21 protein-coding genes are annotated in these 26,312 nt (G+C 66.8%); 17 read left to right on the plus strand and 4 right to left on the minus strand.

Going from position 1 to position 26,312, the window contains the following annotated elements; genetic code table 11:
• The first annotated feature begins 538 nt into the window (after positions 1-538).
• Entirely contained in the window at positions 539-883 is a 345-nt protein-coding gene (locus tag AC1RLU_RS15560; protein WP_492796572.1) for a hypothetical protein, read from the plus strand.
• Between the two features lie 85 nt (positions 884-968).
• On the opposite strand, the gene AC1RLU_RS15565 is transcribed toward AC1RLU_RS15560, so the two are convergent.
• Together AC1RLU_RS15565 and AC1RLU_RS15570 are read right to left on the minus strand one after the other, a co-directional pair.
• Entirely contained in the window at positions 969-3,305 is a 2,337-nt protein-coding gene (locus AC1RLU_RS15565; RefSeq protein ID WP_492796574.1) for a heavy metal translocating P-type ATPase, read from the minus strand.
• A gap of 213 nt (positions 3,306-3,518) precedes the next feature.
• Positions 3,519-5,003: a M81 family metallopeptidase gene (locus AC1RLU_RS15570; RefSeq protein WP_492796576.1), complete on the minus strand. Its 1,485-nt coding sequence runs from the start codon at positions 5,001-5,003 to the stop codon at positions 3,519-3,521.
• A 186-nt stretch (positions 5,004-5,189) separates the two neighbouring features.
• Here AC1RLU_RS15570 and AC1RLU_RS15575 point away from each other — a divergent pair, with 186 nt between their 5' ends.
• From AC1RLU_RS15575 to AC1RLU_RS15630, 12 genes are all read left to right on the plus strand, one after another.
• Positions 5,190-6,650: a M81 family metallopeptidase gene (locus tag AC1RLU_RS15575; RefSeq protein WP_492796578.1), complete on the plus strand. Its 1,461-nt coding sequence runs from the start codon at positions 5,190-5,192 to the stop codon at positions 6,648-6,650.
• On the plus strand, positions 6,641-7,945 hold the full coding sequence (locus tag AC1RLU_RS15580) for an alanine racemase (RefSeq protein ID WP_492796579.1): 1,305 nt from the start codon (positions 6,641-6,643) through the stop codon (positions 7,943-7,945). The genes AC1RLU_RS15575 and AC1RLU_RS15580 overlap by 10 nt, the downstream gene beginning before the upstream one ends.
• Positions 7,946-8,051: 106 nt before the next feature.
• The gene (locus tag AC1RLU_RS15585) at positions 8,052-8,954 is read left to right on the plus strand and encodes a GNAT family N-acetyltransferase (RefSeq protein WP_492796581.1); all 903 of its coding nucleotides are present in this window, start codon (positions 8,052-8,054) and stop codon (positions 8,952-8,954) included.
• A 253-nt stretch (positions 8,955-9,207) separates the two neighbouring features.
• The gene (locus AC1RLU_RS15590; protein ID WP_492796582.1) at positions 9,208-10,812 is read left to right on the plus strand and encodes an ABC transporter substrate-binding protein; all 1,605 of its coding nucleotides are present in this window, start codon (positions 9,208-9,210) and stop codon (positions 10,810-10,812) included.
• 34 nt (positions 10,813-10,846) lie between these two features.
• The gene (locus AC1RLU_RS15595; RefSeq protein ID WP_492796583.1) at positions 10,847-11,788 is read left to right on the plus strand and encodes an ABC transporter permease; all 942 of its coding nucleotides are present in this window, start codon (positions 10,847-10,849) and stop codon (positions 11,786-11,788) included.
• An 8-nt stretch (positions 11,789-11,796) separates the two neighbouring features.
• Complete coding sequence (locus tag AC1RLU_RS15600) at positions 11,797-12,651, plus strand: ABC transporter permease (RefSeq protein ID WP_492796584.1); 855 nt, start codon at positions 11,797-11,799, stop codon at positions 12,649-12,651.
• The gene (locus AC1RLU_RS15605; protein WP_492796586.1) at positions 12,648-13,460 is read left to right on the plus strand and encodes an ABC transporter ATP-binding protein; all 813 of its coding nucleotides are present in this window, start codon (positions 12,648-12,650) and stop codon (positions 13,458-13,460) included. Before AC1RLU_RS15600 ends, AC1RLU_RS15605 begins: the two co-directional genes overlap by 4 nt.
• The gene (locus AC1RLU_RS15610) at positions 13,457-14,419 is read left to right on the plus strand and encodes an ABC transporter ATP-binding protein (RefSeq protein ID WP_492796587.1); all 963 of its coding nucleotides are present in this window, start codon (positions 13,457-13,459) and stop codon (positions 14,417-14,419) included. Before AC1RLU_RS15605 ends, AC1RLU_RS15610 begins: the two co-directional genes overlap by 4 nt.
• A gap of 169 nt (positions 14,420-14,588) precedes the next feature.
• Positions 14,589-16,103, plus strand: coding sequence for a M81 family metallopeptidase (locus AC1RLU_RS15615; RefSeq protein WP_492796589.1), 1,515 nt, complete (start codon positions 14,589-14,591; stop codon positions 16,101-16,103).
• 32 nt (positions 16,104-16,135) lie between these two features.
• Entirely contained in the window at positions 16,136-17,677 is a 1,542-nt protein-coding gene (locus AC1RLU_RS15620) for an ABC transporter substrate-binding protein (RefSeq protein WP_492796590.1), read from the plus strand.
• Between the two features lie 79 nt (positions 17,678-17,756).
• Positions 17,757-18,635, plus strand: a complete 879-nt coding sequence (locus AC1RLU_RS15625; protein WP_492796591.1) for an ABC transporter permease — start codon at positions 17,757-17,759, stop codon at positions 18,633-18,635.
• A complete protein-coding gene (locus AC1RLU_RS15630) occupies positions 18,632-19,579 on the plus strand; it encodes an ABC transporter permease (RefSeq protein ID WP_492796592.1) in 948 nt (315 codons plus the stop codon). Before AC1RLU_RS15625 ends, AC1RLU_RS15630 begins: the two co-directional genes overlap by 4 nt.
• 62 nt (positions 19,580-19,641) lie before the next feature.
• Here AC1RLU_RS15630 and AC1RLU_RS15635 read toward each other — a convergent pair whose 3' ends face one another.
• On the minus strand, positions 19,642-20,433 hold the full coding sequence (locus AC1RLU_RS15635; RefSeq protein WP_492796594.1) for an IclR family transcriptional regulator: 792 nt from the start codon (positions 20,431-20,433) through the stop codon (positions 19,642-19,644).
• Positions 20,434-20,567: 134 nt separating this feature from the next.
• On the opposite strand from AC1RLU_RS15635, the gene AC1RLU_RS15640 reads away from it, so the two are divergent.
• The 3 genes from AC1RLU_RS15640 to AC1RLU_RS15650 all read left to right on the plus strand — a co-directional run bounded on the left by AC1RLU_RS15640 (position 20,568) and on the right by AC1RLU_RS15650 (position 24,024).
• Positions 20,568-21,884, plus strand: coding sequence for an aspartate aminotransferase family protein (locus AC1RLU_RS15640; protein WP_244492824.1), 1,317 nt, complete (start codon positions 20,568-20,570; stop codon positions 21,882-21,884).
• A gap of 151 nt (positions 21,885-22,035) precedes the next feature.
• On the plus strand, positions 22,036-23,229 hold the full coding sequence (locus AC1RLU_RS15645) for a CaiB/BaiF CoA transferase family protein (RefSeq protein WP_492796596.1): 1,194 nt from the start codon (positions 22,036-22,038) through the stop codon (positions 23,227-23,229).
• A 12-nt stretch (positions 23,230-23,241) separates the two neighbouring features.
• Entirely contained in the window at positions 23,242-24,024 is a 783-nt protein-coding gene (locus AC1RLU_RS15650) for an enoyl-CoA hydratase/isomerase family protein (protein WP_492796598.1), read from the plus strand.
• 24 nt (positions 24,025-24,048) lie between these two features.
• On the opposite strand, the gene AC1RLU_RS15655 is transcribed toward AC1RLU_RS15650, so the two are convergent.
• Entirely contained in the window at positions 24,049-25,428 is a 1,380-nt protein-coding gene (locus tag AC1RLU_RS15655; RefSeq protein WP_492796600.1) for a M20/M25/M40 family metallo-hydrolase, read from the minus strand.
• 201 nt (positions 25,429-25,629) lie between these two features.
• Here AC1RLU_RS15655 and AC1RLU_RS15660 point away from each other — a divergent pair, with 201 nt between their 5' ends.
• Positions 25,630-26,214: a 2'-5' RNA ligase family protein gene (locus AC1RLU_RS15660; protein ID WP_113584312.1), complete on the plus strand. Its 585-nt coding sequence runs from the start codon at positions 25,630-25,632 to the stop codon at positions 26,212-26,214.
• Positions 26,215-26,312: the final 98 nt, after the last annotated feature.

The following is a 26,312-nucleotide window of genomic DNA, read 5'->3' on the forward strand; positions in this document are numbered from 1 at the left end:
TATTCCGGACCGGGGCGGTGCCCACAGCGACAATTTCGTTGTGCACTGCATATAAACCGGACAGCCTGCTTCCAACAGGGGCACGGCATCAGCTCCGATATGCTCCATATGCATGACGAGTTAAGGTTCCGGTCATTTTCCTGGGATCGTTCTGCGCTGAACGTAACGCTTGCGGCGAAATTGCGAAAATCGGCAGCCTACTAATTGCTCATTTGGTCGGCTGAGCGTGAGATCACTCAACGATTGCTTATAAAATAGTCATGCTGCGACTGCTAAATGGCGAGCGGGTGCGCCGGGGCACTTTTGCGTTGCAGCGGAGATCGGTCCGGCGGTGTTTTCGGACGATCGAAGGAGCGCATTTTCGCCACGAAGCAATCGGCATCCGGCAGCGTTTGCCGGGCAGATCTTGCCGAATTCCCTGGGGAGCATGGCCACGAATCGTGTCGCCCTCCCTGTAAACGGCTGATTCTCGGGCGGTTTCGTGAAGCGGCCCCGGCGGCCCGAAGCTTGCCTGCCGGTTTGCTCAAAGGAGCAAGCCATGTCGAACCCGATCACGAACCGGCCGATCAGCCTGCCATTCACGAATCCGGTGAAGCCGGCGGCACAGAACGACAGCAGCGCGGACAACAGCAACAGCGCCTCGGTCACGGCGCCGTCCTCGAGCGAGGACGAATTCCTGAAGATTGCGCGGATGTCGCCGGAGGAGCGGGTTCAGGCCGCGATCCTCGCCAAGCTCGGCATGAGCGAGGACGAGTTCAACAAGCTCGACGCCCAGGCCAAGGCCGACGTCATGACCAAGATCCGCGACGAGATGCTCAAGCAGATGGAAGCCAAGGGCGAGAACGCGAACAAGACCGGCGCGCTCGCCGACATCCGGGTCTGACAGACGCTTCAAGTCACCTTGTCATTCCGGGGCTTCGCGCCTGCGGCGGGCCCCGGAATGACAAGCGTATGCAACCTTTTCGCCGTTAGCTCGCCTTACCCGCATCGAAGCGCAGCAGCCGCAGCGCATTGGCGGTGACGATCACGGTCGCGCCGGTATCGGCGAGGATCGCGACCCAGAGGCCCGTATAGCCGAGCACGCTGGTCACGAGGAACACGGCCTTCAGCCCAAGCGCGATGGCGATATTCGTGCGGATATTGCCCATCGCCGCCCGCGCCAGCCGGATCATCGCCGCGACGTCGCGCACGCGGCTCTTCAGCACCGCGCCATCGGCCGTCTCCAGCGCGACATCGGTGCCCGAGCCCATGGCGATGCCGATGCTGGCGGCGGCCAGCGCAGGCGCATCGTTGATGCCGTCGCCGACCATCATCACGGCGGTCTCGCCGGAGAAGGCCTTGATCGCCGCGACCTTGTCGTCGGGCATCAGTTCGGCCTTGTGCTCCATGCCGAGGCTGGCGGCGATGGCGGCGCCGGTGCGGGCATTGTCGCCGGTCAGCATGGTCGAGCGGATGCCCATCGCCTTGAGCTCGGCGATGGCCGCGGCCGCATCCTCGCGCGGCTCGTCGCGCAGCGCGATGAAGCCGGCGAGCGCGCCGTCGACGATGACGGCGGCGACGGTCTTGCCGGCGGCCTCCAGCTCCTCGGCCGTGATCCGCGCCCGCTTGTCGAAGGGCGCACGGCTTTCGGCATGGCGTGGGGCGCCGACGAAGACCGCACGGCCGTCGACCTTGCCGGTGACGCCCTGGCCAGCCAGTGCGGCTGCCTCAGTCGCAGGCTTGTAGGCGATGCCGTCGGTTCGGGTGCGCTCCAGCACCGCCTCGGCCAGCGGATGCGACGAGCCGTGTTCGACCGCGGCGGCGAAGGCCAGGACCTCTGCCTCGCTGCCGGTGAGGGCAACGACATCGGTGACGCGTGGCTTGCCCTGGGTGAGGGTTCCCGTCTTGTCGAAGGCGACCAGCCCCGTCTTGGCGGCGGTCTCGATGACGACGCCGCCCTTCATCAGCAGGCCCTGGCGGGCGCCGGCCGACAAGGCGGCGGCGATCGCGGCGGGAACCGAGATGACCAGAGCGCAGGGGCAGCCGATCAAGAGCAGCGCCAGCGCCCGGTAGATCCAGACCGACCATTCGGCGCCGAGCAGGAGCGGGGGCACCAGCGCGACCAGCACCGCAAGCCCGACGATCGCCGGCATGTACCAGCGCGAGAAGCGGTCGATGAAGCGCTCGGTCGGGGCACGGGCCTCCTGCGCCTCCTCGACCAGACGGATGATGCGGGCGATGGTGTTGTCCTCGGCCGCCTTGTCGACGCGCACGCGCAGAGCTGCCTCGCGATTGACCGAGCCCGCATAGACGGGCTCGCCGACGCCCTTGGTCTTCGGCACGGATTCGCCGGTGACCGGGCTCTCGTCGATGCCGGAGGTGCCGTCGGTGATTTCGCCATCGGCCGGGATGCGGTCGCCGGGGCGCACCAGCACGACCTGGCCGATCCTGAGGCTCGCGGCATCGACCTGGCGGGTCGCGCCGTTTTCCTCGACGATGGCGGTCTTGGGGACGAGGTCGCCGAGCGCGCGGATCGAGGCACGGGCGCGGTCGGCCGCGACGCCTTCCAGCACCTCGCCGACCGCGAAGAGGAAGACGACCAGCGCCGCTTCTTCGGCCGCGCCGATGAAGAGCGCGCCGATGGCGGCGATCGTCATCAGCATCTCGATGGTGAAGGGAATGCCGGCGCGGGCCGCGGCGAAGGCGCGCCTCGCCACGGGGGCGACGCCGACGACGCAGGCCAGGATGAAGGCCCAGTGGCCGATGCCCGGCCAGATCAGGCCGGCAGCATAGGCGGCGCCGAGAAACAGGCCGGTGGCAATGACGAGCCGGCCCTTGGCCGTCTGGTACCAGCTCGCGCCATCGGGCGTGGCCTCGTGGACATGGCCGGGCAGGCCGTGGCCGTGATCCTTCGCGGTGGCGGACTGCTTGCCGGCTTTGGGGGCGTGGTCATGGCCGGCATGGTCGTGGCCGGCATGGTCGTGGCCGGAATGATCGTGCTTGTGATCATGGTCATGTGCATGGCCACCATGGTCATGGCCGCAGCCGCAGGCGTCCTGTTCCGGCGCGGGGTGCGCGGTGGCCGGTGTCGCCAGCGCGGCGGTGGTGTAGCCGAGGCCGTTGACGCGCTTCTCGATCGCTTCCGGGGTGGTCGCGCCGGCACCGAGCGCGAGCGTCAGCGTCTCCGACATCACCGAGAGTCTGACGTCGCTGACACCGGGCAGGCGCTCGACCGCGCCGCGAATCTTCGCCGCGCAGCTCGCGCAATCCATGCCGCCGACCTTCCAGGACAGGGTTTTGCTGGCAGTTTCGGGGTGGGCGGCCATGACGTGTCTCCGTCTCTCTTTCGCTACGGGACACTTCTCTACAAGCTGTAGCCACTTCAGGTTCAAGAGGGAAAATGCGCTTGGGGCACATGAGCGTCATGCTCGGGCTTGACCCGAGCATCTCAGACCGGAGGAGGCTGTTTGCGCCTCTCGTCATGAGGTTCTCGGGTCTGCGCTGCGCTTCGCCCGAGAATGACGGCGCGGCCTCGCCACTCAATCCAGCGGAAATACCGGCCGGCGCAGGCGCTTGTAGGGCAGGCCGGTGATCCGGCTGGTGCAGGGGCCGGGCGTCGCCACAGTGAAGCTGCCCTTGGCGATCTTGTCGTAGGCGCGCCGATGCGCGACCGCAGCCTTCACGCCGATCGCTTTCAGCGTCTCCGGCTCGATGCCCTGCGAGCGGAGCTGGCCGAGGTCGAAGGGCGGCGTCTTGCGGCTGCTCAGCAGCACCGTGACGCCCGCGACCTGCACGACCACGCAGGGCCCCATGCTGAAATGCGAGCCCTGCGCGGCGGCGAGATGGCTGTTCAGGTCCTCCAGCGCGAATTCGCCGTCGCTGGCGCTGATGAAGCGCGCCTCGATCTCGACCGGCCCTTCAGCGATGGCGCTGCCCTTGCCGCCGATCGAGAGCTTGCGGATTTCGCCGGGCTTCGCGCCGGCCATGGCGGTGACCGCGACGGGATCGGCGATGGCGACGGCGCAGTTCTCGACGCCATGGCGCAGGAAGGCGCGCAGCACCGAGGTCGCGTCGCCCGGCGCGCCGCCGCCGATATTGTCGGCCGGCTCGACCACGATATAGGGGCCGCCCTCAGAGCGCAGAATCTTCGCGACGGCCTCGTCGATGTCCCATTCCGCCGGCAAGCCGGATTCGCGAAGTTCGATTGCAGTCGCGGTGAGGCGTTCCAGCGCTTCGCGGGCGGGAGCCTCCGGGCCGGTGAAGGCTATGGCGAAGGCGACGCCGGCCTCGGGCACATCGGAGAAGGAATAGCCGCCGATGACGCTGGCGACCCAGATCGCCGGATTGTCCTGCTCGATCCCGCGCGCCAGCGCTTCGAGATCGCGCATCGGGCGGTCGGCCGTGCCGGTGCCGGTCGGCGGCCAGATCACGGGGGCGTTGCAGGAGAGCATGCGCGGCAGCTCCCCGCTCGCGAGCGACTTCGCCAGCAATCTCGCGGAGCGGACGGCGGATTCGCGGGCGTCCGTGTGGGGGTTCTCGCGGTAGGCGACGAGAGCGTTGGCATGCTGCGCCATGGAAGCGGTGAAATTGGCGTGCAGGTCAAAGACGGCGAAGATCGGCAGGGTTTCGCAGCCGGGCACCGAGCGGATATGGGCCAGCAGCGCGCCTTCCGGGTCGAGGCAGGCGGTCGTGACCATCGCGCCGTGCAGCGCAAGCCAGATGCCGTCGAGGCCGCCATCCGCGAGGGCCGCTCTCAGCCCCGCATCGAATTCCGCGAGGAAGCGTTCGAAGACCGCATGAGCGACCGTGCCGGCCGGCAAGGCGCCGTAGTCGATCGTCGGCAGGACCTCCCAGCCCTCGGTTTCCGCCACCTCGAGGAAGCCGTCGATGGTCGAACCGTCGCCGCGGCGGGCCAGCAATTCCGCGCCTTTGCGGATGGTGAAGTCGGCGAGCGTCGTCTCTTCGTCGACGAAGCTGTGGGTCTCGTGGAAGAGCGATCCCAGCAGGATGCGGCGGCGGGACATGATCGGTTGAATCTCCCAGGCTTGCGAGGCCTGCGCATCTCGGCCGCCGATCTGTTCCAGATCAAGCCTGCATTGTTCCATTGCAAGGAACGCGGACGCTTTGACAGTCCGCATCCCGTCCCGGTTTCATGGGCGGGTCGGCGGTCCGAAGGGGCGGCTGCCGCCTCAGACCGAGAGAGCATGCGGATGCGCGTCTTCACTGCGTCGCTGGCGACGGAAACCAATACGTTCGCGCCGCTCTTCGTCGATCGCAGCGCCTTCGAGGGCGCCTTCTACTGCCCGCCCGGCACGCACCCGGATACGCCGACCCTGTGCTCGGCGCCGACCGTCGCGGCACGCCGCCGCGCCGCCAGCGAGGGCTACGAGCTGGTCGAGGGCACGGCGACCTGGGCCGAGCCGGCTGGCCTTGTCTCGCAGGAGGGCTATGAGAGCCTGCGCGACGAGATCCTCGGCCAACTCAAGGCGGCGCTGCCGGTCGATATCGTGCTGCTCGGCCTGCACGGCTCGATGGTGGCGCGTGGCTATGACGATTGCGAGGGTGACCTGATCGCGCGGGTGAGGGCGCTGGCCGGACCGGATTGCGTCATCGGTGCCGAACTCGACATGCATTGCCATCTCACCGCTGAGATGGTCGCGGGCGCCGACATCATCGTCGCCTTCAAGGAATTCCCGCATACGGATTTCCTGGCGCGGGCCGAGGACCTGCTGGAGCTCTGCCTGAAGACGGCGCGCAAGCAGGTGAAGCCGGTCAGCGCCGTGTTCGATTGCCGGGGGCTCGCCGCCTTCATGACCAGCCGCGAGCCCGGCCGCAGCTTCGTCGACCGGCTGATGGCGATGGAGGGGAAGGACGGCATCCTCTCGATCTCGGTCGCGCATGGTTTCCAGGCGGCCGATGTCGCCGATGTCGGGACCAAGGTGCTCGTGATCGCCGATGGCGACGAGGCGAAGGCGGCGGCGCTGGCGAAGCAGCTCGGGCTGGAAATCCTGCGCTGGGGGCAGGGCGGCTCGCCGAAGCACTACAAGCCGGAGGAGGGCATTGCGGCCGCGCTCGCACTGGCCGAGCCCGGCAAGCCGGTGGTGCTGGCCGATCGCTGGGACAATCCGGGCGGCGGCGTCGCGGGCGATTCCTCGGTGATGGTCGAGGCGCTGCTGCGGCATCCGGAAATTCCGGCGGCGATCGGGGCTCTGTGGGACCCGGTGGCGGTGAGCCTGTGCCGGGCGGCCGGTGTCGGCACTGAGATTCCCTTGCGCTTCATCGGCAAGGCGGCGCCGTCTTCAGGCCGGCCGATCGATGCGGTGGTGAAAGTCGTCGGCACGACCGGGGACCTGCTGATCCCGTTCGAGCAGAGTTGGGTCTCGCTCGGCCCCGCCGCGGCGATCCGGATCGGCCAGCTCGATATCGTGCTGGCCTCGACGCGGGCACAGACCTTCAGCCCGCCGGTCTTCACCAATCTGGGCATTGATCTCAGCGCCAAGAAGGTCGTGGTGGTGAAGTCCTCCAACCATTTCCACGCCGCCTTCGCGCCGATCGCGGCACAAGTGCTTTATCTCGACAGCGGTGGACCTTATCCGCCGGATGCGACCAAGATCCCCTATACCAAGGTGAAGCGCCCCTTCTCTCCGCTGGACCCGAACCCATGGCTGTGACTGCTTCCGCCCCGCTTCCACGCCTGTCGCTCCGCGAGATCGAGGACCAGCGTCTCGACGTGCTGGCGAAGGGGCTGCCGCCGGGCGCATCGCTGCGGCTCGGCGATGTCGGCAAGCAGGGCTGGAACGTGCTCGCTGGTGACATGCCGATGCCGCTCGCGGTGATCCGCGAAAGCGTATTGAAGGCCAACAGCGCCTGGATGAGCGCCTTCACCGGGGCAAATGATCTGCTGATCGCGCCGCATGGCAAGACGACGATGGCGCCCCAGCTCTTCGACCTGCAGATTGCCGACGGCGCCTGGGCAATCACGGTCGCGACGATGCAGCAACTCGCCGTTGCCCGGCATTTCGGCGTGAAGCGCGTGATCCTCGCCAACCAGCCGATCGGGCGGCAGGAGGTGGCAGCCTGTTTCGAAGCACTGCGGGAACCCGGCTTCGAGCTCTACTGCCTTGCCGACAGCGTCACCGGGGTCGGCTTGCTGGCGGAAGCCTCCAAGGGGCATGCGGGTGCCAATCCGCTGCGTGTTTTCGTCGAGATCGGTTTCATGGGCGGGCGCACCGGCGCCCGGACGCGGGAAGAAGCGCTGGCCGTGGCGCGGGCCGTTGCGGGCGCGCCGGGCCTGCGGCTCGCCGGCTTCGAATGCTTCGAGGGCCTGCATAGCGACAGTGCAGGTGCGGATAAGCTGCTCGACGAGGTGATCGCCGTCGCGGCGGCGGCGAATGCCGAGGGCCTGCTCGGCCCCGAGCCGCTGGTCCTGAGCGCCGGCGGAACCGCGCTGTTCGACCGCGTCGGCGAAAAATTCAACGCGGCGAGCCTCGGGCGCCCGCTCCTCAAGGTGCTGCGCTCCGGCTGCTATGTGACGCATGACGATCTCGGCTATTCCGCCTCTTTCCGCCGGATCATGCTGGAGACCAGCCTGAAGCTGCCGCAGGGCGGGCTCGAACCCGCTCTCGAGGTCTGGGCCTATGTGCAGTCGCGGCCGGAGCGCGGGCGCAGCCTGCTCACGCTCGGCAAGCGCGACGTCACCTATGATTCCGCCTTGCCGGTGCCGCTGCGCTGGTATCGGCCGGGCGGGGCGATGGCCCGGCCGGAGCCGATGCCGGCGGGCCATACGGTCCTGGCGCTCAACGACCAGCACTGCCATCTCGGCACGCCGGACGAGAGCCCGCTTCAGGTCGGCGATATGGTGGCCTTCGGTATCGCCCATCCCTGCCTGACCTTCGACAAATGGGCCGTGCTGATGCTGGTCGACGATGACTGGAACGTCACCGGCGCAATCCGGACGTTCTTCTAGGCGGGACCGGGCAGGGGGGCGGGGCATCCAAGACGAAGCGCAGCAGAACTGGTAGGATCATTCCACTGTTCGCGCCTAGCCTTGGAGCCTCTGTCGGGGGGCGCCGATGTCGCTCGTTTGCAGGCCAGCCCGCGCCGAGGATTTGGTTCGGGCGGATGCTCTGGTGGTTGCCAGTATCAACGATTTGACGGTTCGGCACGGCTTCGGGCCGATGGCGACCGCAGGCGCTTCGAGCTTTCAGTCGTTTTCGCTGAAGGATGATCCTGCTGGCCTGTGGGTCGCGGAGGAGGGGGGCGAAATCGTCGGCTTCGCCTGGAGTTGGGTTTGCGGAGAACTCTGGTTTCTGGCCCAGCTGTTCGTCGATCCATCCCGGCAGGGCCAGGGCATCGGGAACGTCCTGCTGGAACGCACCATGGAGCATGCCGGGCGATCTGGAGCCGCCCATAAGGCGCTGATCACCTTCACCTTCAACCGTGTCTCGCAGGGCCTCTACATGCGGCACGGGCTTTTTCCGAAGATGCCGGTCTATTTCTTCAGCCTGCTGCGCGAACGGGCGCTGCAAAGCCTGCCGAAGACGGCCTTGCGCGCCGTCCCGATCGACGCCAGTGCTGCAACTCTGAAAAGGCTCGCCGCGATCGATTCCCATGCCATTGGCACGTCCCGGGACAAGCATCACCGCTACCTGCATGACGATCCGACGAGCGACGGTAAGCTACTTTATGCCGGCAATGATTGCGTCGGCTACTGCTATACAAGCAGTAGCGGGCATATCGGCCCTCTCGCGGCAACCAGACCGGACAGGCTACGCGATGTCTTTGTGGCGGCCCTGAAGTTGGCGTCAGACCGCGGCGCAGAGACAGTGTCGGCGTTTCTGCCCGGCACATGCGACGGCGCCTTGAGCCTTGCCATCGACCAGGGCATGCGGATTACCTTTCCGATGTTGCTGATGGCGTCGCCCGGCTATGGAGACTGGGCGCAGTATCTGCCGCGCAATCCGGGTTTCATGTAACCGCGCTGGGTAACGATAGTTCCTGCCCGCCAGGAACTTCAGGCAGGGGTGACGTGCTGTTTCTTCCAGCGAAACCGGTAATCCTTGACGTGAATTCCACCCCTTCCTAGCCTGAACCTCAAGAGGGAAGGCCCACCATCCGCGACGCGGACGAGACGGGCCGCGATGACGGGGCGCATGGCGAAGGCCGGATCTCGTCTCGCGTGAAAACGGCCGGGATCGGCCGGCAAGCAGGATGCTGGGAGGATTGTTCGTGACGACACCGTCATTCCCGATGACCGACGAGACCGACGCCGCTGTCCAGGGCCTGCAGCGGCGCAGCCTGCTGCAGCTGCTGACGGCGGGCGGTGCGGCGTTGGCGGCGCCCGGCCTGTGGAGCGGCCTCGCCTTGGCTCAAGGCCAGCCCCCGGTCGCCGGCGGCACGTTGACGATCGGCGCCGATGCCGACCCGATCGGGCTCGACCCGGTCACGGTCAACGCCTTCTCGTCCTATGATTTCACCAGCCTGCTCTATTCCGGCCTGCTGCGCTGGAACGCTGAGATGAAGATCGAGCCGGACCTGGCGACTGGCTACGAGCAGCCCGATCCGAAGACCTATGTCTTCAAGCTCCGGCAGGGCGTGAAATTCCACAACGGCAAGGATTTCTCTGCCGCCGACGTCAAGAACACCTTCGACCGGATCATGAACCCGGCCACGGGCAGCCGGCTCAGGCCGCTCTATTCGAGCATCGATTCGGTGACGGTGGTCGATCCGTTCACCGTGAAATTCCAGCTCAACGCGACCGACGCGGCCTTCCTCAGCAATCTCGCCAGCAATCCGAACGGTGCGATCGTGCCGGTCGGCGTCGAGAACCTCGCCACACAGCCGGTCGGCACCGGCCCCTTCGCCTTCGAGGCCTATCAGCCGAACCAGCAATTCTCGCTGACACGCTTCGACGGCTATTACGAGAAGGGCGAGCCCTATCTCGCGAAGGTGATCTTCAAGTTCTACAAGGACCAGGCGACGCTGACCTCGGCGCTGCGCTCGCGCGCCATCGACATGACCTGGGTGAAGGATCCGAAGGTCGCGACCGCGATTTCGCGCGCCTCGCGGAATTTCGTCTCGGCACCGGGCCAGACCTCGCGCACCTTCCCGATCTGGCTGAACATGAAGGCCAAGCCGCTGAACGACGTGAAGGTGCGTCGGGCGCTCAGCCTCGCGACGGATCGCAAGGCCTGCCTCGACACCGTGCTCGGCGGCTCGGGCAAGGTCGGTGCGATGATCCCGGAAAGCCAGGTCGGCGGCTATGACGGCGTGAGCGAACTGCCCTATTACAAGCACGATCCGGCGGCGGCGAAGGCGCTGCTGGCCGAGGCCGGCTATCCCAACGGGATCGACCTCGGCGATTATATCATCGTCGCGGCCAATCCGCTCGACGTCGCCTGTGCGCAGATCCTGCAGCAGCAATGGCAGGCGGCGGGCATCACCGTGAAGCTGGTGCCGATGGAGACCGCGCCGCTCCTGGCCAAATGGGCGAGCGGCGACTGGCCGACGCTGCTCTCGGTCGCGCTGTCCTGGACACCGGATCCGGACAGTGTGTTCCAGTACATCACCTCGACCAGCGGCTACGGCAAGGGAATGGGCTCGAACGATCCGGAGCTCGACAAGATGATTTTGGAGGCGCGGGCCGAGCTCGACATTCCCAAGCGCGCGGCCAAGAACCTCGATATCCAGAAGCGCATAGCCGAGAACGCCTATGTCATCCAGATCTACCAGTACCCGCTGCGCTGGGAGATCTGGTGGAACTACGTCCAGGGCTATGTACCGCTCGCCGCGAATATCCGCTCCTTCGTGCGTACGACATGGCTGAAGAAATAGGCCCGGCCTGCCGCCGCCCGGCGGAGGTCTGCCGATGACGCGCTTCATCCTCGGGCGCCTGGCCTGGATGGCTGCGATCCTGCTCGGCGTCTCCTTCGTCGCCTTCATGCTGATGCGCGCCATTCCCGGCGATTTCGCCATCGCGGCGGCGGGCTCGCAGAGCGTGGCGCCGGAGGTTCTGGCGACGATCCGGCGCGACCTCGGCCTCGACCAGCCGCTGATGGCGCAATACCTGAGCTGGCTCGGGGCTGCGCTGACCGGCGATTTCGGGAAGTCATTCGTCACCCGGCAGCCGGTGCTCGGCGAGTTGCTGAACAGGCTTATCGTCACCATCCAGCTCACGCTTCTCGCCGCTGTCATCGCGGCCGTGATGGGCGTCGCCTCCGGGCTTGCCGCCGCGCGTTTGCGTGGCGCGACAGACTGGCTGGTCCGGCTCTGGAACGGGCTGATGCTGGCGGTGCCGAATTACGTCGTGGCGACGCTGATCGTGCTGCTGTTCGGGCTCTATTTCCCGGAGATCACGGTGCTCGGCTACACGCCCTTCCTCGAAAGCCCGCTCGGCAATCTCGCAAGCCTGCTGCTGCCGGCCATCGCGCTGGCGCTCGCGGTCTCCGTGACGATCGCCGAGAACACCCGCGCCGCCGTGCTCGAGGTTGCCAGCCAGGATTTCGTCATGGTCGCCCGCGCCAAGGGCCTGACGCCGGCGGCGATCCTGCGCGACTACCTGATGCGTAATGCGCTGACGCCGGTGATCACCGCCGCGGGCCTCAAGATCGCGGCGCTACTCGGCGGCAGCATCCTGGTCGAGACCATCTTCGCCATTCCCGGCATGGGGCAGTACCTGTTCGATTCCATCAACAGCCGCGACTATCCGGTGATCCAGGCGATCGTGCTGGTCGCGGCCGGCATCGTCGTGCTGGTCAACACGATGATCGACATCGCCTATGCCCGCGTCGATGCACGGGTGCAGATGTGAGCGGCGCGATGCAGGACAGCGCGCCGGTCGTGGCGGAGCGGAAGGGGGCGGGGATCACGCAGGGTTGGCTCCTGCTTGGCGTCGGCCTCGCCATGCTGGCCGCGATGCTGGTGCTGACGATCTTCGCGCCGCTGGTCGCGCCCTATGATCCTTCGGTGACCTCGCCGGATTCGCTGGCGCCGGCCAGCGCCGCCCATTGGCTCGGCACGGATTCGATCGGGCGCGACGTGCTGAGCCGGCTGATCGTCGGCGGGCGCACGACACTGCTCATAACGGTCTCGGCCGTGCTGATCGCGCTGGTGGCCGGGCTGATCCTCGGGCTCGCGGCCGGTTATCTCGGCGGGCGCACCGACGAGATCATCATGCGGCTGCTCGATGTCGTCTTCGCTTTCCCGGTGCTGCTGCTGGCGATCGCGGTGGTCGCGGCGCTGGGGCCGAGCGTGCCGAACCTGATCCTGACCATCGCCATCGTCTATATGCCGGCCATGGCGCGGGTGGTGCGGGCGCCGGTGCTCAGCGTCAAGCAATGGGACCATGTCGAGGCGGCCCGCAGTGTCGGCATGAGCGAGATGCGTCTCGTGCTGCGCCATATCCTGCCGATCGTGGTCTCGCCGATCCTCGTCGCCACGAGCCTGACGCTGTCGCAGACGATCTTCACGGTGACGGCGCTCTCCTTCCTCGGCCTCGGCCCGCCGCCGCCCGATCCGAACTGGGGCGGCATGCTCTCGGAAGCCCGCCAGTTCATGGAGCTCGCGCCGCTGACGGTGGTCGGGCCGGCGCTCGCGATCGTCTTCGCGACCTTGACCTTCATCATCATCGCCAATGGCTTGCGCGAGGTTCTCGACGTGGGGAGCGTGCGATGACCGGCTCGCTGCTCAAGGTGAGCGACCTCACCGCGACGGTTACGACCCGCCGCGAAGTGATCCAGGCGGTGCGCGGCATCTCCTTCGATATCAACGCCGACGAGGCGGTCGGCTTCGTCGGCGAATCCGGCTGCGGCAAGAGCGTCACCGCCAAGGCGCTGATGCGACTGGCGCCCGAGGGCGCCTCGATCGGGCTCGGCGGCTCGGTCGCCTTCTGGGGGCAGGAGTTGCTCGGGCTCGGCGAGGACGAGATGCGCGACCTGCGCGGCCGGCGCATCGCCATGGTCTTCCAGGACCCGATGACGTCGCTCAACCCAGTGATGAGCATCGGCGCGCAGATGGGCGATATGCTGCGCCGCCATCTCGGCCTGCCCGCCAAGGCAGCGCGCGAGCGCAGTGTCGAATTGCTCGACCTCGTCGGCATTCCCGATCCGGCGCGGCGCGTCGACGATTTCCCGCATCAGTTCTCGGGCGGGCAGCGCCAACGCGTGATGATCGCCATCGCGATCTCCTGCGAACCCGACCTGTTGATCGCCGACGAGCCGACGACGGCGCTCGACGTCACCGTGCAGGCGCAGATCCTGCGGTTGCTGCTGCGGCTGCGGGAGGAACGCGGCATGGCGCTGATGCTGATCACCCATGATTTCGGTGTCGTCGCCGGCATGGTCGACCGGGTGAACGTGATGTATCGCGGCGAGATCGTCGAGGCCGGCCCGGTCGACGATGTCTTCGCGCGGCCGCAGCATGCCTATACGCGGGCGCTGCTCGATGCCGTGCCGCGGCTGCAAGGGGCGGGGGCGGTGCGATGACGGAGCCGCTGCTTCAGGTCCGCGATCTCTCGGTGCTGTTTCCGGCGCGGCGCGGCGCCCCGCCGGTCAAGGCGGTCGAGCGGGTCTCCTTCGATATCGCGCCTGGGCAGACGCTTGGGCTCGTCGGCCAGTCTGGCTCGGGCAAGACCACGGCCGGGCGCGCGATCCTCCAGCTCCAGAAGACGAGCGAAGGCTCGGTCAGGCTCCTCGGTCAGGAATTGACCACGATGCGCTCGGGCGAGCTGCGCCGCATGCGCCGGCATATGCAGTTCGTGCTGCAGAACCCTTATTCCAGCCTGCATCCACGGATGACGATCGGGCAGATCCTGAGCGAGCCCTTGCAGGTCCATGGCACGGTGCCGGCGAACCGAATCCGCGAGCGTGTCGAAGAACTGCTGGAGCTGGTCAGTCTCGATCCGTTGGTGATGCAGCGCTATCCGCACGAATTTTCCGGCGGACAGCGACAGCGCGTCGTCATCGCCCGCGCCCTGGCGGTCAATCCCGATTTCGTCGTCTGCGACGAGCCGGTCTCCGCTCTCGACGTGCGCACGCAGGCGCAGATCGTCGCGCTGCTGCAATCGCTGCAGGAGAAACTCGGCCTGTCCTATCTCTTCATCGCGCATGACCTCGCGATCGTCCGCGAGATGGCGCATCGCGTCGCCGTGATGTTCCGAGGGCGCATCGTCGAGATGGGCAGCGCGGGACAGGTCTATGACAGCCCGGCGCACCCTTACACGCAGCTGCTGCTCGATGCGGTGCCGGTACCCGATCCCGTGCTCCAGCGCGAGCGTTTGCGGCGCCCACCGCCTGATCTGCGCTTCCTCGACGGCGATGGCGGCGCTTGCGTCCATGGTGTCGATCATGCGCAGGACGGGACGCGCGAATGGCACGAGATCGCGCCGGGGCACGGCGTCTCCTGCCGCTATTGGCCGAAGAGCCGGACCGAAATTGCCGCCTGATCGCGTGTTCCTTTGGGTGGAACATCCAATCCTTGACGCGAAATATCTGTGGCAACTACGCTTTTGACCATGCTGCTGGCCTGAAAATGCAGGCTGGCACGATGCCCTGAAGACCGACAAGTCGCTTCGCCCGGCATCGGCCGGATCAGCGGAGCCGCAATCCGGGAGGATGCCCGTGCGTCTGGCGCTGATCCACATCGTTCAGGAGACGAACGACTTCAATCCGTTGCTGACGACGCTTGCCGATTTCGAGGCTTTCGGCCTCGTCGAGGGCGAGGAGATCGCCCGGCAGTTCGGCGAGATCGGCCAGATCGGCGGGCATTATGCGGCGGTGAAGGAGAGCGGCCTCGCGATCGAGACGATCCCGATCATCCGCGCCTGGGCCGTGGCGGGCGGGCGCATCTCGCGCGAGGCCTTCGACTTCTTCCAGGCGAAGATCCGGGCTGGCCTTGAGACGGTGGGGCCGATCGACGGGCTCGTTCTGCATCTGCACGGCGCCTGCGCGGCCGAGGGCATCGACGATGTCGAGGGTGAGCAGGCCGAGCTCTGCCGCAGGATTCTCGGGCCGAACGTGCCGATCCTGCTCGGGCTCGATCACCACGCCAATATCACGCAGAAGATCATGGCCAATTGCACGGCCATCGTCGGGCACCGCACTCAGCCGCATGACGTGTTCGACACCGGCAAGGTCGGCACCGAGGTGCTGCTGCGCATCCTCAGCGAGAAATGCCGGCCGGTCATGGCCTGGCGGAAGATTCCGCTGCTCTCGCATCAGGAACAGTTCCTGACCTCGAAGGGGCCGATGAAGGTCTGGTTCGACCGGGCCCGCGCCATCGAGGCCGACCGGCGCGTCCTGCAGGCCTCGAACTACCCGATGCAGCCCTGGCTCGATGTCGCCGAGGGCGGCTGGTCGACGATCGTGGTCACCGATGGCGATCAGGCGCTGGCCGAGACGCTTGCCGACGAGCTGGCCGATCTTGCCTGGTCGATGCGCGATGATTTCCAGGTGCGCGAGGCGGTCTCGATCGACGATGCCGTGCGCAAGGCCGATGCGGCCGAGCGCGGCATCGTCGTGGTCAGCGATACCGGCGACACGGTCTTCGGCGGCGCGGCCGGCGACAGCAACCTGCTGTTGGAAACGATGCTGCGGCTCGGGATCAGGAGCAAAGCCCTGATCCCGCTGATCTCGCCCAAAGCCGTCGCGACGCTGACGGCGGCGGGTGAGGGCGCCGAGGTGACGCTGCCGCTGGGGGGCGATGCGGCGACCGCTTTCTTCAAGCCGCTGACGGTGACCGGGCGGGTGCGGAAGCTCGGCGGCGGCTCGATCCCGCTCAAATTCAACCACCAGCGAGAGGTCGACATGGGCCGCGTCGCGGTCTTCGATGTCGGGCCGGTGACGCTGCTGATCTCGGAACTGCGCGGCGTCGCGGGCAATGTGCCGGATGTCTACGAGGCCTTCGGCATCGACCTTTCCGACTACAAGATGGCCGTGCTCAAGACCGCCTCGAATTTCCAGTATTTCGACCGCATCGCCTCCGGGCTCGTTCGCGCCGATACGCGCGGGCCGGGGCAGTCGGACGTGTTCACCCTGCCGTGGCAGCGGATTCCGCGCCCGGTCTATCCGTTGGAGACAATAAGCGACTGGCGGGCGCATTCGTCCCAGCCGGGAGCGGGGGCGCGCTGAGACGAAACCAAACACAACAAAAGGGGAAAGCGATGACAAAGCTGTCGCGACGTCAATTCGGTATGGCCGGCCTCGCCCTGGCGGGTGCGGCGCCTCTGGCTGCGGCGTGGCCCGCTGCTGCCCAACAGTTGAAAGGCGGGACGCTCCGCGTCGGCGTGCTCAGCGAGCTCGCAAATTTCGATCCGCAGCAGCTCTCGACGGTCAATTTCCACGTCATGAAGAACCTTTATGACAGCCTGATCGAGTACACGCCGGACGGAAAGCCGCTGCCGAGCCTCGCCACCGAGTGGACGATCGCGCCGGACAAGAAGTCGGTCAGCCTGAAATTGCGCGACGGCGTCACCTTTCATAGCGGCACGCCGTTCAAGTCCGATGCCGTGATGGCGACGCTCCAGAAGGGCTCCGACCCCAAGCGCGGCAAGCACGTCTTCTCGACCATGGCGATCGTCAAGGACTGGGCGGCGCCGGACGAGCGCACGGTCGTGATCAACTTCAAGGCGCCGGCGCCGGAACGGCAGATCCTCGATCTCCTGCAGTTCCTGATCCCGATCGACCCGAAGGGCATCGAAACGGTCGAGACCGTGCCGGCCGGTACGGGCCCCTACACGCTGGTGAACCGGGCCGTCGGCCAGAGCCTGACGCTCAAGGCCAACCCGAAATACTGGCGCGAGAAGCAGCCTATCGTGCAAGATCTCGTCTTCACGGTGTTCAGCGAGGATGCCTCGGCGAGCGCGGCGCTGGAATCGGGTGCGATCGATATCATCTACAATGGCGGTTCGCGCAGCGCGGTCCGGCTGAAGGCCGCCGGCTACCAGGTCTTTTCCGGGCCGGGCAAGCTCGTGCAGGTCTTCCGCATCAACTCGACGCGAGGCCCCTTCCGGAACAAGAGCTTCCGCCAGGCCTTCAACTATCTGGTTGACCGCGAGAGCATGCTGCGCGTCGGCTATGCCGGCATGGGCCAGGTGGTGGCCTTGCCCTGGGCGCCGGCGAGCCCGGCCTTCGATGCCGCCTATACCAAGACCTACGCCTATGATCTCGATAAGGCGAAGAAGCTGCTCGCTGCTTCCGGCCTCTCGCCCGCCGAAATGAAGAGCTGGAAGCTCCTGGTCTATGGCAACGAAGAAGCCGCGGTTGCGCTCAGCCAGATCATGCAGGGCACGCTGGCGAAGGTCGGCATTCCGATCGAGCTCACCGTCCTGCAGGGCGCCGAATACGTCACCGCCCAGCTCGCCGGCGATTTCGACGCGACCTTCGGCGCCATCGGCAATGTTCAGAAGTTCCCCTCGCGCGTTTCGACCAACACGATCTACCGGACCGTGCAGAACCCGGTGCTGAAGGACCCGCATCCGCACCCGGCATATGTCGAGGCGATCGCCAAGGTCGACGCCGCGGCTGGCGGCGACGCAGAGGTCAAGGCAGCCTATGACAACCTCAACCGCGTCCTGGTCGACGAGGCCTTCGCCATCCCGACCAACTCCTATGATGTCGGCCTGATCGTCGCCTCCGAGAAGATCAGCGGCATCACGCTCGATATGGACAATCTCTTTGTCGCCCGCACGATCGGCTTCAAATGAGAGAGGGCGACGCCGTCGAAACCCGCCGGCGCGGCTGGACCGCGCCGGCCCCTGAGGGATCGGGCTCCGGCGCGGCACGATGAGCGAGACGCTGGCCGCCTTCGGCACCCTGCTGCGCCGGCTGTTCGCCCGGCGCGGTGCCGCGCTGAGCCTGATCTTTCTCGGCCTGGTCGCCCTGACGGCGATCTGCGCCGGCCTGCTGCCGCTCGATCCGCTGGCGCAAAACGTCGCGGATTCGCTGAAGCCGCCCTCGGCCGAAAGCTGGTTCGGCACCGATGAACTCGGCCGCGACATCCTCGCCCGCGTCGTCTATGGCGCGCGTACCTCGCTCGTCACGGCCTTCGGTGCGGTCTTCATCGCGGCGCTGGTCGGGGTGCCGATCGGACTGGCGGCCGGCTTCTACGGCGATTGGCGCGATTCCCTGCTGATGCGCTGTATCGACGTGCTGCTCGCCCTGCCGAACATCCTCTTCGCCATGGCGCTGATCGCGGTGCTCGGCCGCAGCCAGGGCGCTGCGCTGATCGCGGTCGGCATCGCCGGCATACCGGGCTTTGCGCGCATCGCCCGGGCTCAGGTGATGGCACTGCGCCAGCTCGATTTCGTCATGGCGGTGCGCGGCTTCGGCGGAAGCCCCGGCTACATCATGTTCAAAACGATCCTGCCCAACGCCTTGAGCCCGTTGGTCGTGCAGGCGATCGTTCTGGCCTCGGTCGCGATCCTGCTGGAGGCGGCGCTCGCCTTTCTCGGGGTCGGCGTGCCGCCGCCCACGCCGAGCTGGGGCGAGATGCTGCGCACCGGCAAATCCTATCTCTACGAGGCGCCGAGCTATGCGGTGCTGCCCGGGATCGTGCTGACGCTGACGATCCTCTCCCTCGACACGATCGGACGGGCGCTGACCGCGCTGCTCGACCATGACGAGACCGATGCCTCGGGCGCGACGGTCGGAGGGCGGAGATGACCTCCTATATCCTGCGCCGCCTCGCCCAGATGCTGCCAGTGCTGCTGATCGCTTCCTTCGCGATCTTCGCGATGATCTACGCCGTGCCCGGTGGGCCGGTGGCGGTCATCGTCGGCGAGAACGCCTCGGCCGAGGAAATCGCCGAGGTGACCCGGAAATTCGGCTTCGACCGGCCGATGATCGTGCAGTATCTCGACTGGCTCGGCCGAGCGGTCACAGGTGATTTCGGCCTGTCGCTGCATAGCCGCCAGCCGGTTCTGCATCTGATCGGCGAGCGCTTGCCGGCGACACTGCAGCTCGCGCTCTGCGCCATCCTGGTTGCGCTCGCGATCGGCATTCCGGTTGCCGTGGCCAGCGCGATCAAGCCGCAATCCTGGCTCGATCGGCTGCTCAGCGGCTGGAGCGCGCTGGCGCTCGGCGTGCCGACCTTCTGGCTCGGCATTCTGCTGATCCTGCTCTTCGCCGTCGAATTGCGCCTGCTGCCTTCGGCCTCGCGCTATGTGCCGCTCTGGGAATCGCCTGTTGATGCGCTGCGCAGCCTCATCCTGCCGGCGCTGACGCTCGGGGTCTATGTCTCGGGGGTGTTGGCGCGCTTCCTGCGAGCTTCGCTGATCGGCGAGGCGCGGGCGGATTATGTCCGCACCGCCCGCGCCAAGGGCGTGCCGGAGAGCCGCATCGTCGGCTTCCACATCATGCGCAATGCGCTGCTACCCTTCATCACCATCGTTGGTCTGACGATGGCGAGTTTCATCGGCGGCGCCGTGGTGACGGAGGCGGTCTTCACCTATCCGGGGCTTGGGCGTCTTCTGATCCAGGCCATCAGCACCCGCGACTACCCGCTGCTTCAGGGCTGCATCCTGGTGACCCTCGTCGCCTATATGCTGATGAACCTCACGGTCGACATGCTCTACGCCTGGATCGACCCGCGGATCGAATACCGATGACGGCGCATTTTCAAGCGAAGTGGATGCCGGTTCGCGTGAAGAAAATGCGCGAGCAAAAAACCTCAGCGCAGGTCCGCGGTCGGGCGCGAGCCGAGATGGGTCGAGATGCCGGCCGAGACCTCGCGCAACCGCGTTCCGACCTTGGCCGCCAGCGAATGCGGCATCCGCATCAGCGGCGCGGAGACGCTGAGCGCCGCGACCGGATAGCCGTCCTCGTCGAGGATCGGCACGCCGACGCACATCGCGCCGTCCTCGTTCTCGCCCATCTCGGTGGCGTAGCCGGTGCGCGCGACCTGCCGAAGCTGCCGCTCGATCTCTTCGCGCTCGAGCAAGGTGCGGCCGGTGCGCTCGGTCAGAGGCAGGTCGAGCTGGCGCTGCCGCTCCGCCTCGGGCAGGAAGGCGAGGATCGCCTTGCCGAGCGCGGTCGAATGCATCGGGTGGCTCTCGCCGATGCGGGCCTGCATCCTGAGCGAGCGGTTGGCCTCGATCAGGTCGATATAGACGACCCTGCCATTGCCCTTCACGGCGAGGTTCACCGTCTCGTTGAACTCCTGCATCAGCTCGATCATCGCAGGCCGGGCCAGTTCGCGGATCTTGCTGACGCTGGCATCGGCACGCGCGATGGCGCGCAATTGCGGCCCGAGATTGTAGCGATCGGTCGCGCGGTTGTGGTCGAGGAAGCCGGCGGCGGCGAGCGTCTGGAGATAGCGGAAGGTCGTCGTCTTGGGGATCCTGAGCTCCTTGCTGACGGCGGTGAGTGCGATCTCGTGGCCATGGCGGGCGACCAGCTCCAGCACCTTCAGCGCCTTCATCACGGGCTGCACGACATAGGGGTTGTCGGTTTTTCTGGCCATGGCCGCTCCGCTGGTCGGGCTCGCTTCCGAGTCAGCATGGCCAACCAAATCGAATTCCGCAAGGCGAAACCGCTGTTCCTTTACACGGTGAGGGCGCTCTGGTCTGGTCGGGGCAACAGCAGGAGGCAACGCAGGTGACAGGCAATGGCAGCCAGCAGGCGGGCGCTCTGCGCTTCGACGAATCCGCCCGGCAGATCGCGGCGAATGCGCGTTTCATCGCCGGCGGCGTAAACAGCAATTTCCGGTTGGGCATGCAGCCCGGGCCGCTCGTCTTCGAGCGCGGCGAGGGCGCCTATCTCATCGACGCCGACGGCAACCGGATCATCGATTATTACTGCGGCATGGGCGCGACCGTGCTCGGCCATACCCCTGCAACGGTCATCGAGGCGGTGAAGCGCCAGGCCGAGAAGGGTATCCTCTTCGCCGGCCAGATGCCGATCGAGGCGGAGGCCGCGCAACTGATCTGCGAGCGCATTCCCTCGGCGGAGCGCCTGCGCTTCGGCTCATCCGGCTCGGAGGTGGCGCAGGCGGCGATGCGATTGGCGCGCGCGGCCACGGGCAAGCACACCATCGTCAAGTTCGAGGGGCATTATCACGGCTGGTTCGACAACATCCTGTGGTCGACGGCGCCGGGGTTGAACGCGGCAGGTCCCGACGAAGCGCCGACGCCGGTGATCGGCAGCAAGGGCCAGGACCCGGCGGCGGGCGAGGGGCTTTCGATCATCGGCTGGAACGATCTCGCGGCGCTGGAAGCGCGGCTCGCCAAGGGCGATGTCGCGGCCGTGCTGATGGAGCCAGCGATGTGCAACCAGGGCGCTATCGCGCCGGCGCCGGGCTATCTGGAAGGCGCGCTCGCCGCCTGCCGCAAGCATGGCGCGATCCTGATCTTCGACGAGGTCATCACCGGTTTCCGGCTGGGCCGAGGCGGAGCACAGGAGCGCTTCGGCGTGACGCCCGATCTCACCCTGATGGCCAAGGCGATCGCCAACGGCTTCCCGGTCGCGGCGATCGCCGGGCGGGCCGATCTGCTCGACCTGTTCGCCGATGGCGTGCTGCATGGTGGCACCTTCAACGCCCAGCCGGTGTCGATGGCGGCGCTGGTCGCGACCCAGAAGGCGCTGACGCCGGAGCATTACGAACGCAGTTCCGTTCATGGCCAACGCCTGCAGGACGGCATCCGCACGATCCTGAAGGAAGCGGGTATCAAGGCGCAGGTCGCCGGCTTCCCGCTGATGTTCCACGTTGCCTTCGGGCTCGATGCGCCGGCGCGGAATTACCGGGACGTCGCGCGCGCCGACAAGGCCGCCTATAGCCGCTTCGCGCATGAACTGCTCAAGCGCGGCGTGCGCGTGCTGGAGCGAGGCGCCTGGTTCGTGTCGTCGGAGCATGATGCGGCGGTGGTCGATGCGACGCTTGCCGCCGTGCGAGACGCGGCGCGGGCTGTCGCTTAACATCCCGGAACGAGAGGCATTCAAGCAGCGCCCGGCCTCAAGCCGGGCGCTTTTTCGCCATGCGCTCCGCTCCTGCATGCAGCATGCACTGCGCCATTGACCGCGCCGCACGCCGTACCGGATAGTTCGCCCCAGCAGGGAGCGAAGACCGATGCCGCAGCCGAGACCGTCCACCGCGCTTGCCGGGCTCAAGGTGCTGGATTTGACGCGGGTGCGGGCCGGGCCGACCTGCGTGCGCGTCTTCGCCGATTTCGGGGCCGACGTGATCAAGGTCGAAAGCCCGCCTGGGCTCGATCCCAACGAGAACATGAGCGGGCCGCGCCTCGGCTACGACATGCAGAACCTGCATCGCAACAAGCGCTCGCTGGCGCTCAACCTCAAAACGCCAGAGGGCAAGGCGATCCTGATGAAGCTCGTCGACGAGGCCGATCTCATCGTCGAGAACTTTCGTCCGGACGTGAAGGAGCGGCTCGGGCTCGATTTCGAGACGCTGCATGCGCGCAATCCGCGGCTGATCCTGGTCTCGATCTCCGGCTTCGGCCAGTCCGGCCCGTACCGGACGCGCGCGGGCTTCGACCAGATCGCGCAAGGCATGGGCGGAATGATGTCGGTGACCGGGCTGCCGGGGCAGGGGCCGGTCCGGGCGGGAATTGCGCTCGCCGATTCCTCGGCCGGGCTTTATGGCGCGGTGGGCGCGCTGGTCGCGCTGCAGGAGCGGGCGGTCTCGGGCAAGGGGCAGTGGGTGCAGACCTCGCTGCTCGAAGCCCAGATCGCGATGATGGATTTCCAGGCCGCGCGCTATCTCGTCGAGGGCTCGGTGCCACCGCAATCCGGCAACGATCATCCCTACCAGACGCCGATGGGCGTCTACCGGACGCGCGACGGCGCGATCAATCTCGGTGTCGGCGGTGAGGAGCAATGGCGCGCGTTCTGCCGGGCGATCGGGCGGCAGGAATGGGGCACCGATGCGCGCTATGACAGCTCGGAGAAGCGCTTCGCCCGCCGGCCGGAACTGCGGGAACTGATCGAGGAAGTCTTCGCCGCGGCCGACAGCGCCCATTGGCTGGAGGCGATGGAGCGCCATAGCGTCCCGGCCGGGCCGATCTATGCGGTCGACGAGATGTTCGAGGACCCGCAGGTGCGTCATCTCGGCATCGCCAAGCCGCTGAACCACCCCGAGCTCGGCGATATCCGCCTGATCGGCCAGCCGGTGACGCTGTCGCGCACGCCGGCCGATGTCGCGACGCCGACGCCTGCGGCCGGCGCGCATAACGACGAGATCCTGGCCGAACTCGGCTATGACGAAACCGGGCTCGCGCGCTTGCGGGCCGATGGCGTGATCTGACGGAGAGCCTGCGTGAACGACGAAATCCTGTATGCGGTCGAGGGCGGGGTCGGCACGATCACGCTCAACCGGCCCCAGGCGCGCAACGCGCTGACCTTCGCCATGTATGAGCGCATCGCCGAAATCTGCCGCGACCCGGCCGCGCATGGCGATCCGCGCGTCATCGTCATGACCGGGGCGGGCGACAAGGCCTTCGCGGCCGGCACCGACATCGCCCAGTTCCGAGCCTTCTCCGGCGCCGAGGATGCGCTGGCCTATGAGGAGCGGATCGAAACCGTGATCGGCACGATCGAGAGCTGCTCGGTGCCGACGCTTGCGGCGATCTCCGGTGCCTTCACCGGTGGCGGGGCGGCGATCGGGCTCGCCTGCGACCTGCGCATCGCGACGCAGACCGCGCGTTTCGGCTTCCCGATCGCGCGCACGCTCGGCAATTGCCTGTCGATGGAGAATTACGGGCGGCTCTACGCCATTCTCGGCCCGGCGCGGGTCAAGGACATCGTCTTCACCGCCAGACTGGTCGAGGCGGAGGAGGGCGCACGGATCGGGCTCTATAACGAGCTGGTACCGGACCATGAGGCGCTAATGCGCCGGGCGCGCGAGCTGGCGGAGATCATCGCCGGCCATGCGCCGCTCACCATACGCGCGACCAAGGAGGCGATGCGCCGCCTGACCGCCGCCGCTGCCGCAGGTGTCGACGGCCACGATCTTGTGACGCTCTGCTACACCAGTGCCGATTTCCGTGAGGGCATGGAAGCCTTCCTCGGCAAGCGGACGCCGAACTGGAAGGGCAGATAGCGCCCTCCCAGTCTGCGAGATCGCTCAGGCCGGCTTTCCGAGCTGCCCGAGCTCGTGCAGCAGGGCTGCGCCGGTGCGAACGCCGCTATGGAAGCAGTCCAGCGTCATGTTCTCGTTGGGGGCGTGGTTGGCCTCGTCGTGATTGGCGTAGGGCGTCACGAAGGCGGGAATGCCGAGGATCTTGGTGAAGACGTAGTTCGGCAGGCTGCCGAAGCCGGCCGGGATCAGCAGGGGCTCCTCGCCCTGTGCCGCCACGAAAGCGCGGCGCAGTGGCGCGGTATAGGGCGAGCCGATTGAGGTCTTCGAGGGCTGCATGCCCTTCTCCTCGCAGATGAACTCGACCTCGGGCGCGTGCTTTTCGACGTGAGCCCGGACCTTGCGGATGATATCCTCCGGGTCCTGCGCCTCGACGAGGCGGATGTCGCATTTCACCAGCGCCTCGTTCGGCAGCACGGTCTTGGTGCCCGGCCCGCCATAGCCGCCATGGAAGCCGTTGATCGTCAGCGTCGGCCGGAAGCAGAGGCGCTCGTAGAAGGGGCGGTCCGCCGGCGCGTCGAGGCGCGCGAGGCCGACCCCCTTCTTGAAGGCCTCGATGTCGAGCGGCAGGCGCTCGACCGCCTCGAGCTCTTCGGCCGTCGGCGGCTCGATGTCGTCATGCAGCCCCTCGATGGTGATCTCACCTTCGGGGTTCTTCATCGTCGCGAGGAGATGGACCAGCGTCCAGATCGGATTCGGCACGACGCCGCCGAAATTGCCGGAATGGACGTCGCGGCTGGCATGGCGGCAGCGCAGGTCGAAGGAGACGACGCCGCGCGAGCCGAACTTGATGGAGGGTGCGCCGCTGGCATGGCGCGGGCCATCGGCAGTGACGGCAAGGTCGGCCTTCAGCAGATGCGGGTTGGCGCGGACGAAGCCGGCGATGTTGGGGCTGCCGATCTCCTCCTCGCCCTCAAGCACGAGGATGACGTTGCAGGGCAATTCGCCATGGACCTTGAGATGGGATTCGATCGCGAGGATCTGGGCGAAATGCTGGCCCTTGTTGTCGCCGACGCCGCGCGCATAGAGCCTTCGGTCGCGGATCGTCGGCTCGAAGGGCGGCGAGACCCATTTGTCGAGCGGGTCCGGCGGCTGCACGTCGTAATGGCCGTAGAGCAGCACGGTCGGCTTGCCCGGCGCCTTCTCCCAGCGCGCGACGACGACCGGGTGGCCCTCGGTCTGGATCAGGCTGGTCTCGAGGCCAATCTCCGTGAGCAGATCGACGAGCAGCAGGCCGACCTCGGCGATGCCGATATTCTCGGCGCTGATGCTGGGGTGGCGCAGATACGCGATGAGGCGGTCGAGGAAGGCGCTGCGGTTGGTCTCGATATGATCGAAGACCGCGGCGAGTGCGTCTGAGGAAGCCATAGCCATGCCTGACAGGAGAGGAATCCGTGCCTCCCGCCGGGCGGGGGCGCAAGCGGCGGCCGTGCGGCCACCGAAGGCAGCCTAGACGCGGGACCTGTGGCGCTCAAGCGCGGGTGGGGCTGTCGCGGCGACTGGCGGCCCTGCGATTTTTGCTGGGCGGCTCGGGGCTTGTCACGTTCTTGTTTTGTTCTATAATGAGATATGCAGCTCGTTCTCGACCTCGACGGTGGGCGAGAGTTTCGGCCGCGAGAAGGCCGCCGCCCGCCCCGCTATTTTTTCGCGCTCCTTCCGGATGCGGATGTCGAACCGCAGATTCACGGATTGGCGCAAGCCCTGCACGAACGGCTTCGCCCCATGAAGCCGCCGCGTGGCTTGGGCAAATACCATGTGACCTTACGTGGAATTGCGGTGCCCGATGGGCCGTTCGGGCAGACCGTCGAGATGGCACGCACGATTGCAAAGGAGATTCAAAAGACTTCCTTCGCAGTCAAACTCAACCAGGGGGCGAGTTTCGGTGCCGCGCCGAAACATGCTTTCTCACTGACGACGTGGGAGGACTTGCCTGGGGTCAACGGCTTGTCAGTCTCTCTTGACGGAGCCTTACGGCGGGCCGGGATCATGACTGACAAGCAGAAATTCTGGCCACACGTGACTATATTCTATGATCGAATTGCGCGCCCGCCCATCGATGTGCCGGCGTTGCACTGGCAAGTGCGAGAGTTCTTCCTGATCGAGAGCATCGATCGCAGGCCCTATCAGATTCTGGGCTCCTGGCCGCTCGGCTGAGCTCCATGCAGTCGTGCAAGGCCGGTTTGCGGCAATCGGGAGCGCGTGCCGTTGCTTTGGGCGCGGCCGGCTCTATCGTTCCCGGCCGAAGCCTCATC

Source organism: Allobosea sp. GW822-FHT05A11 (assembly GCF_058800455.1).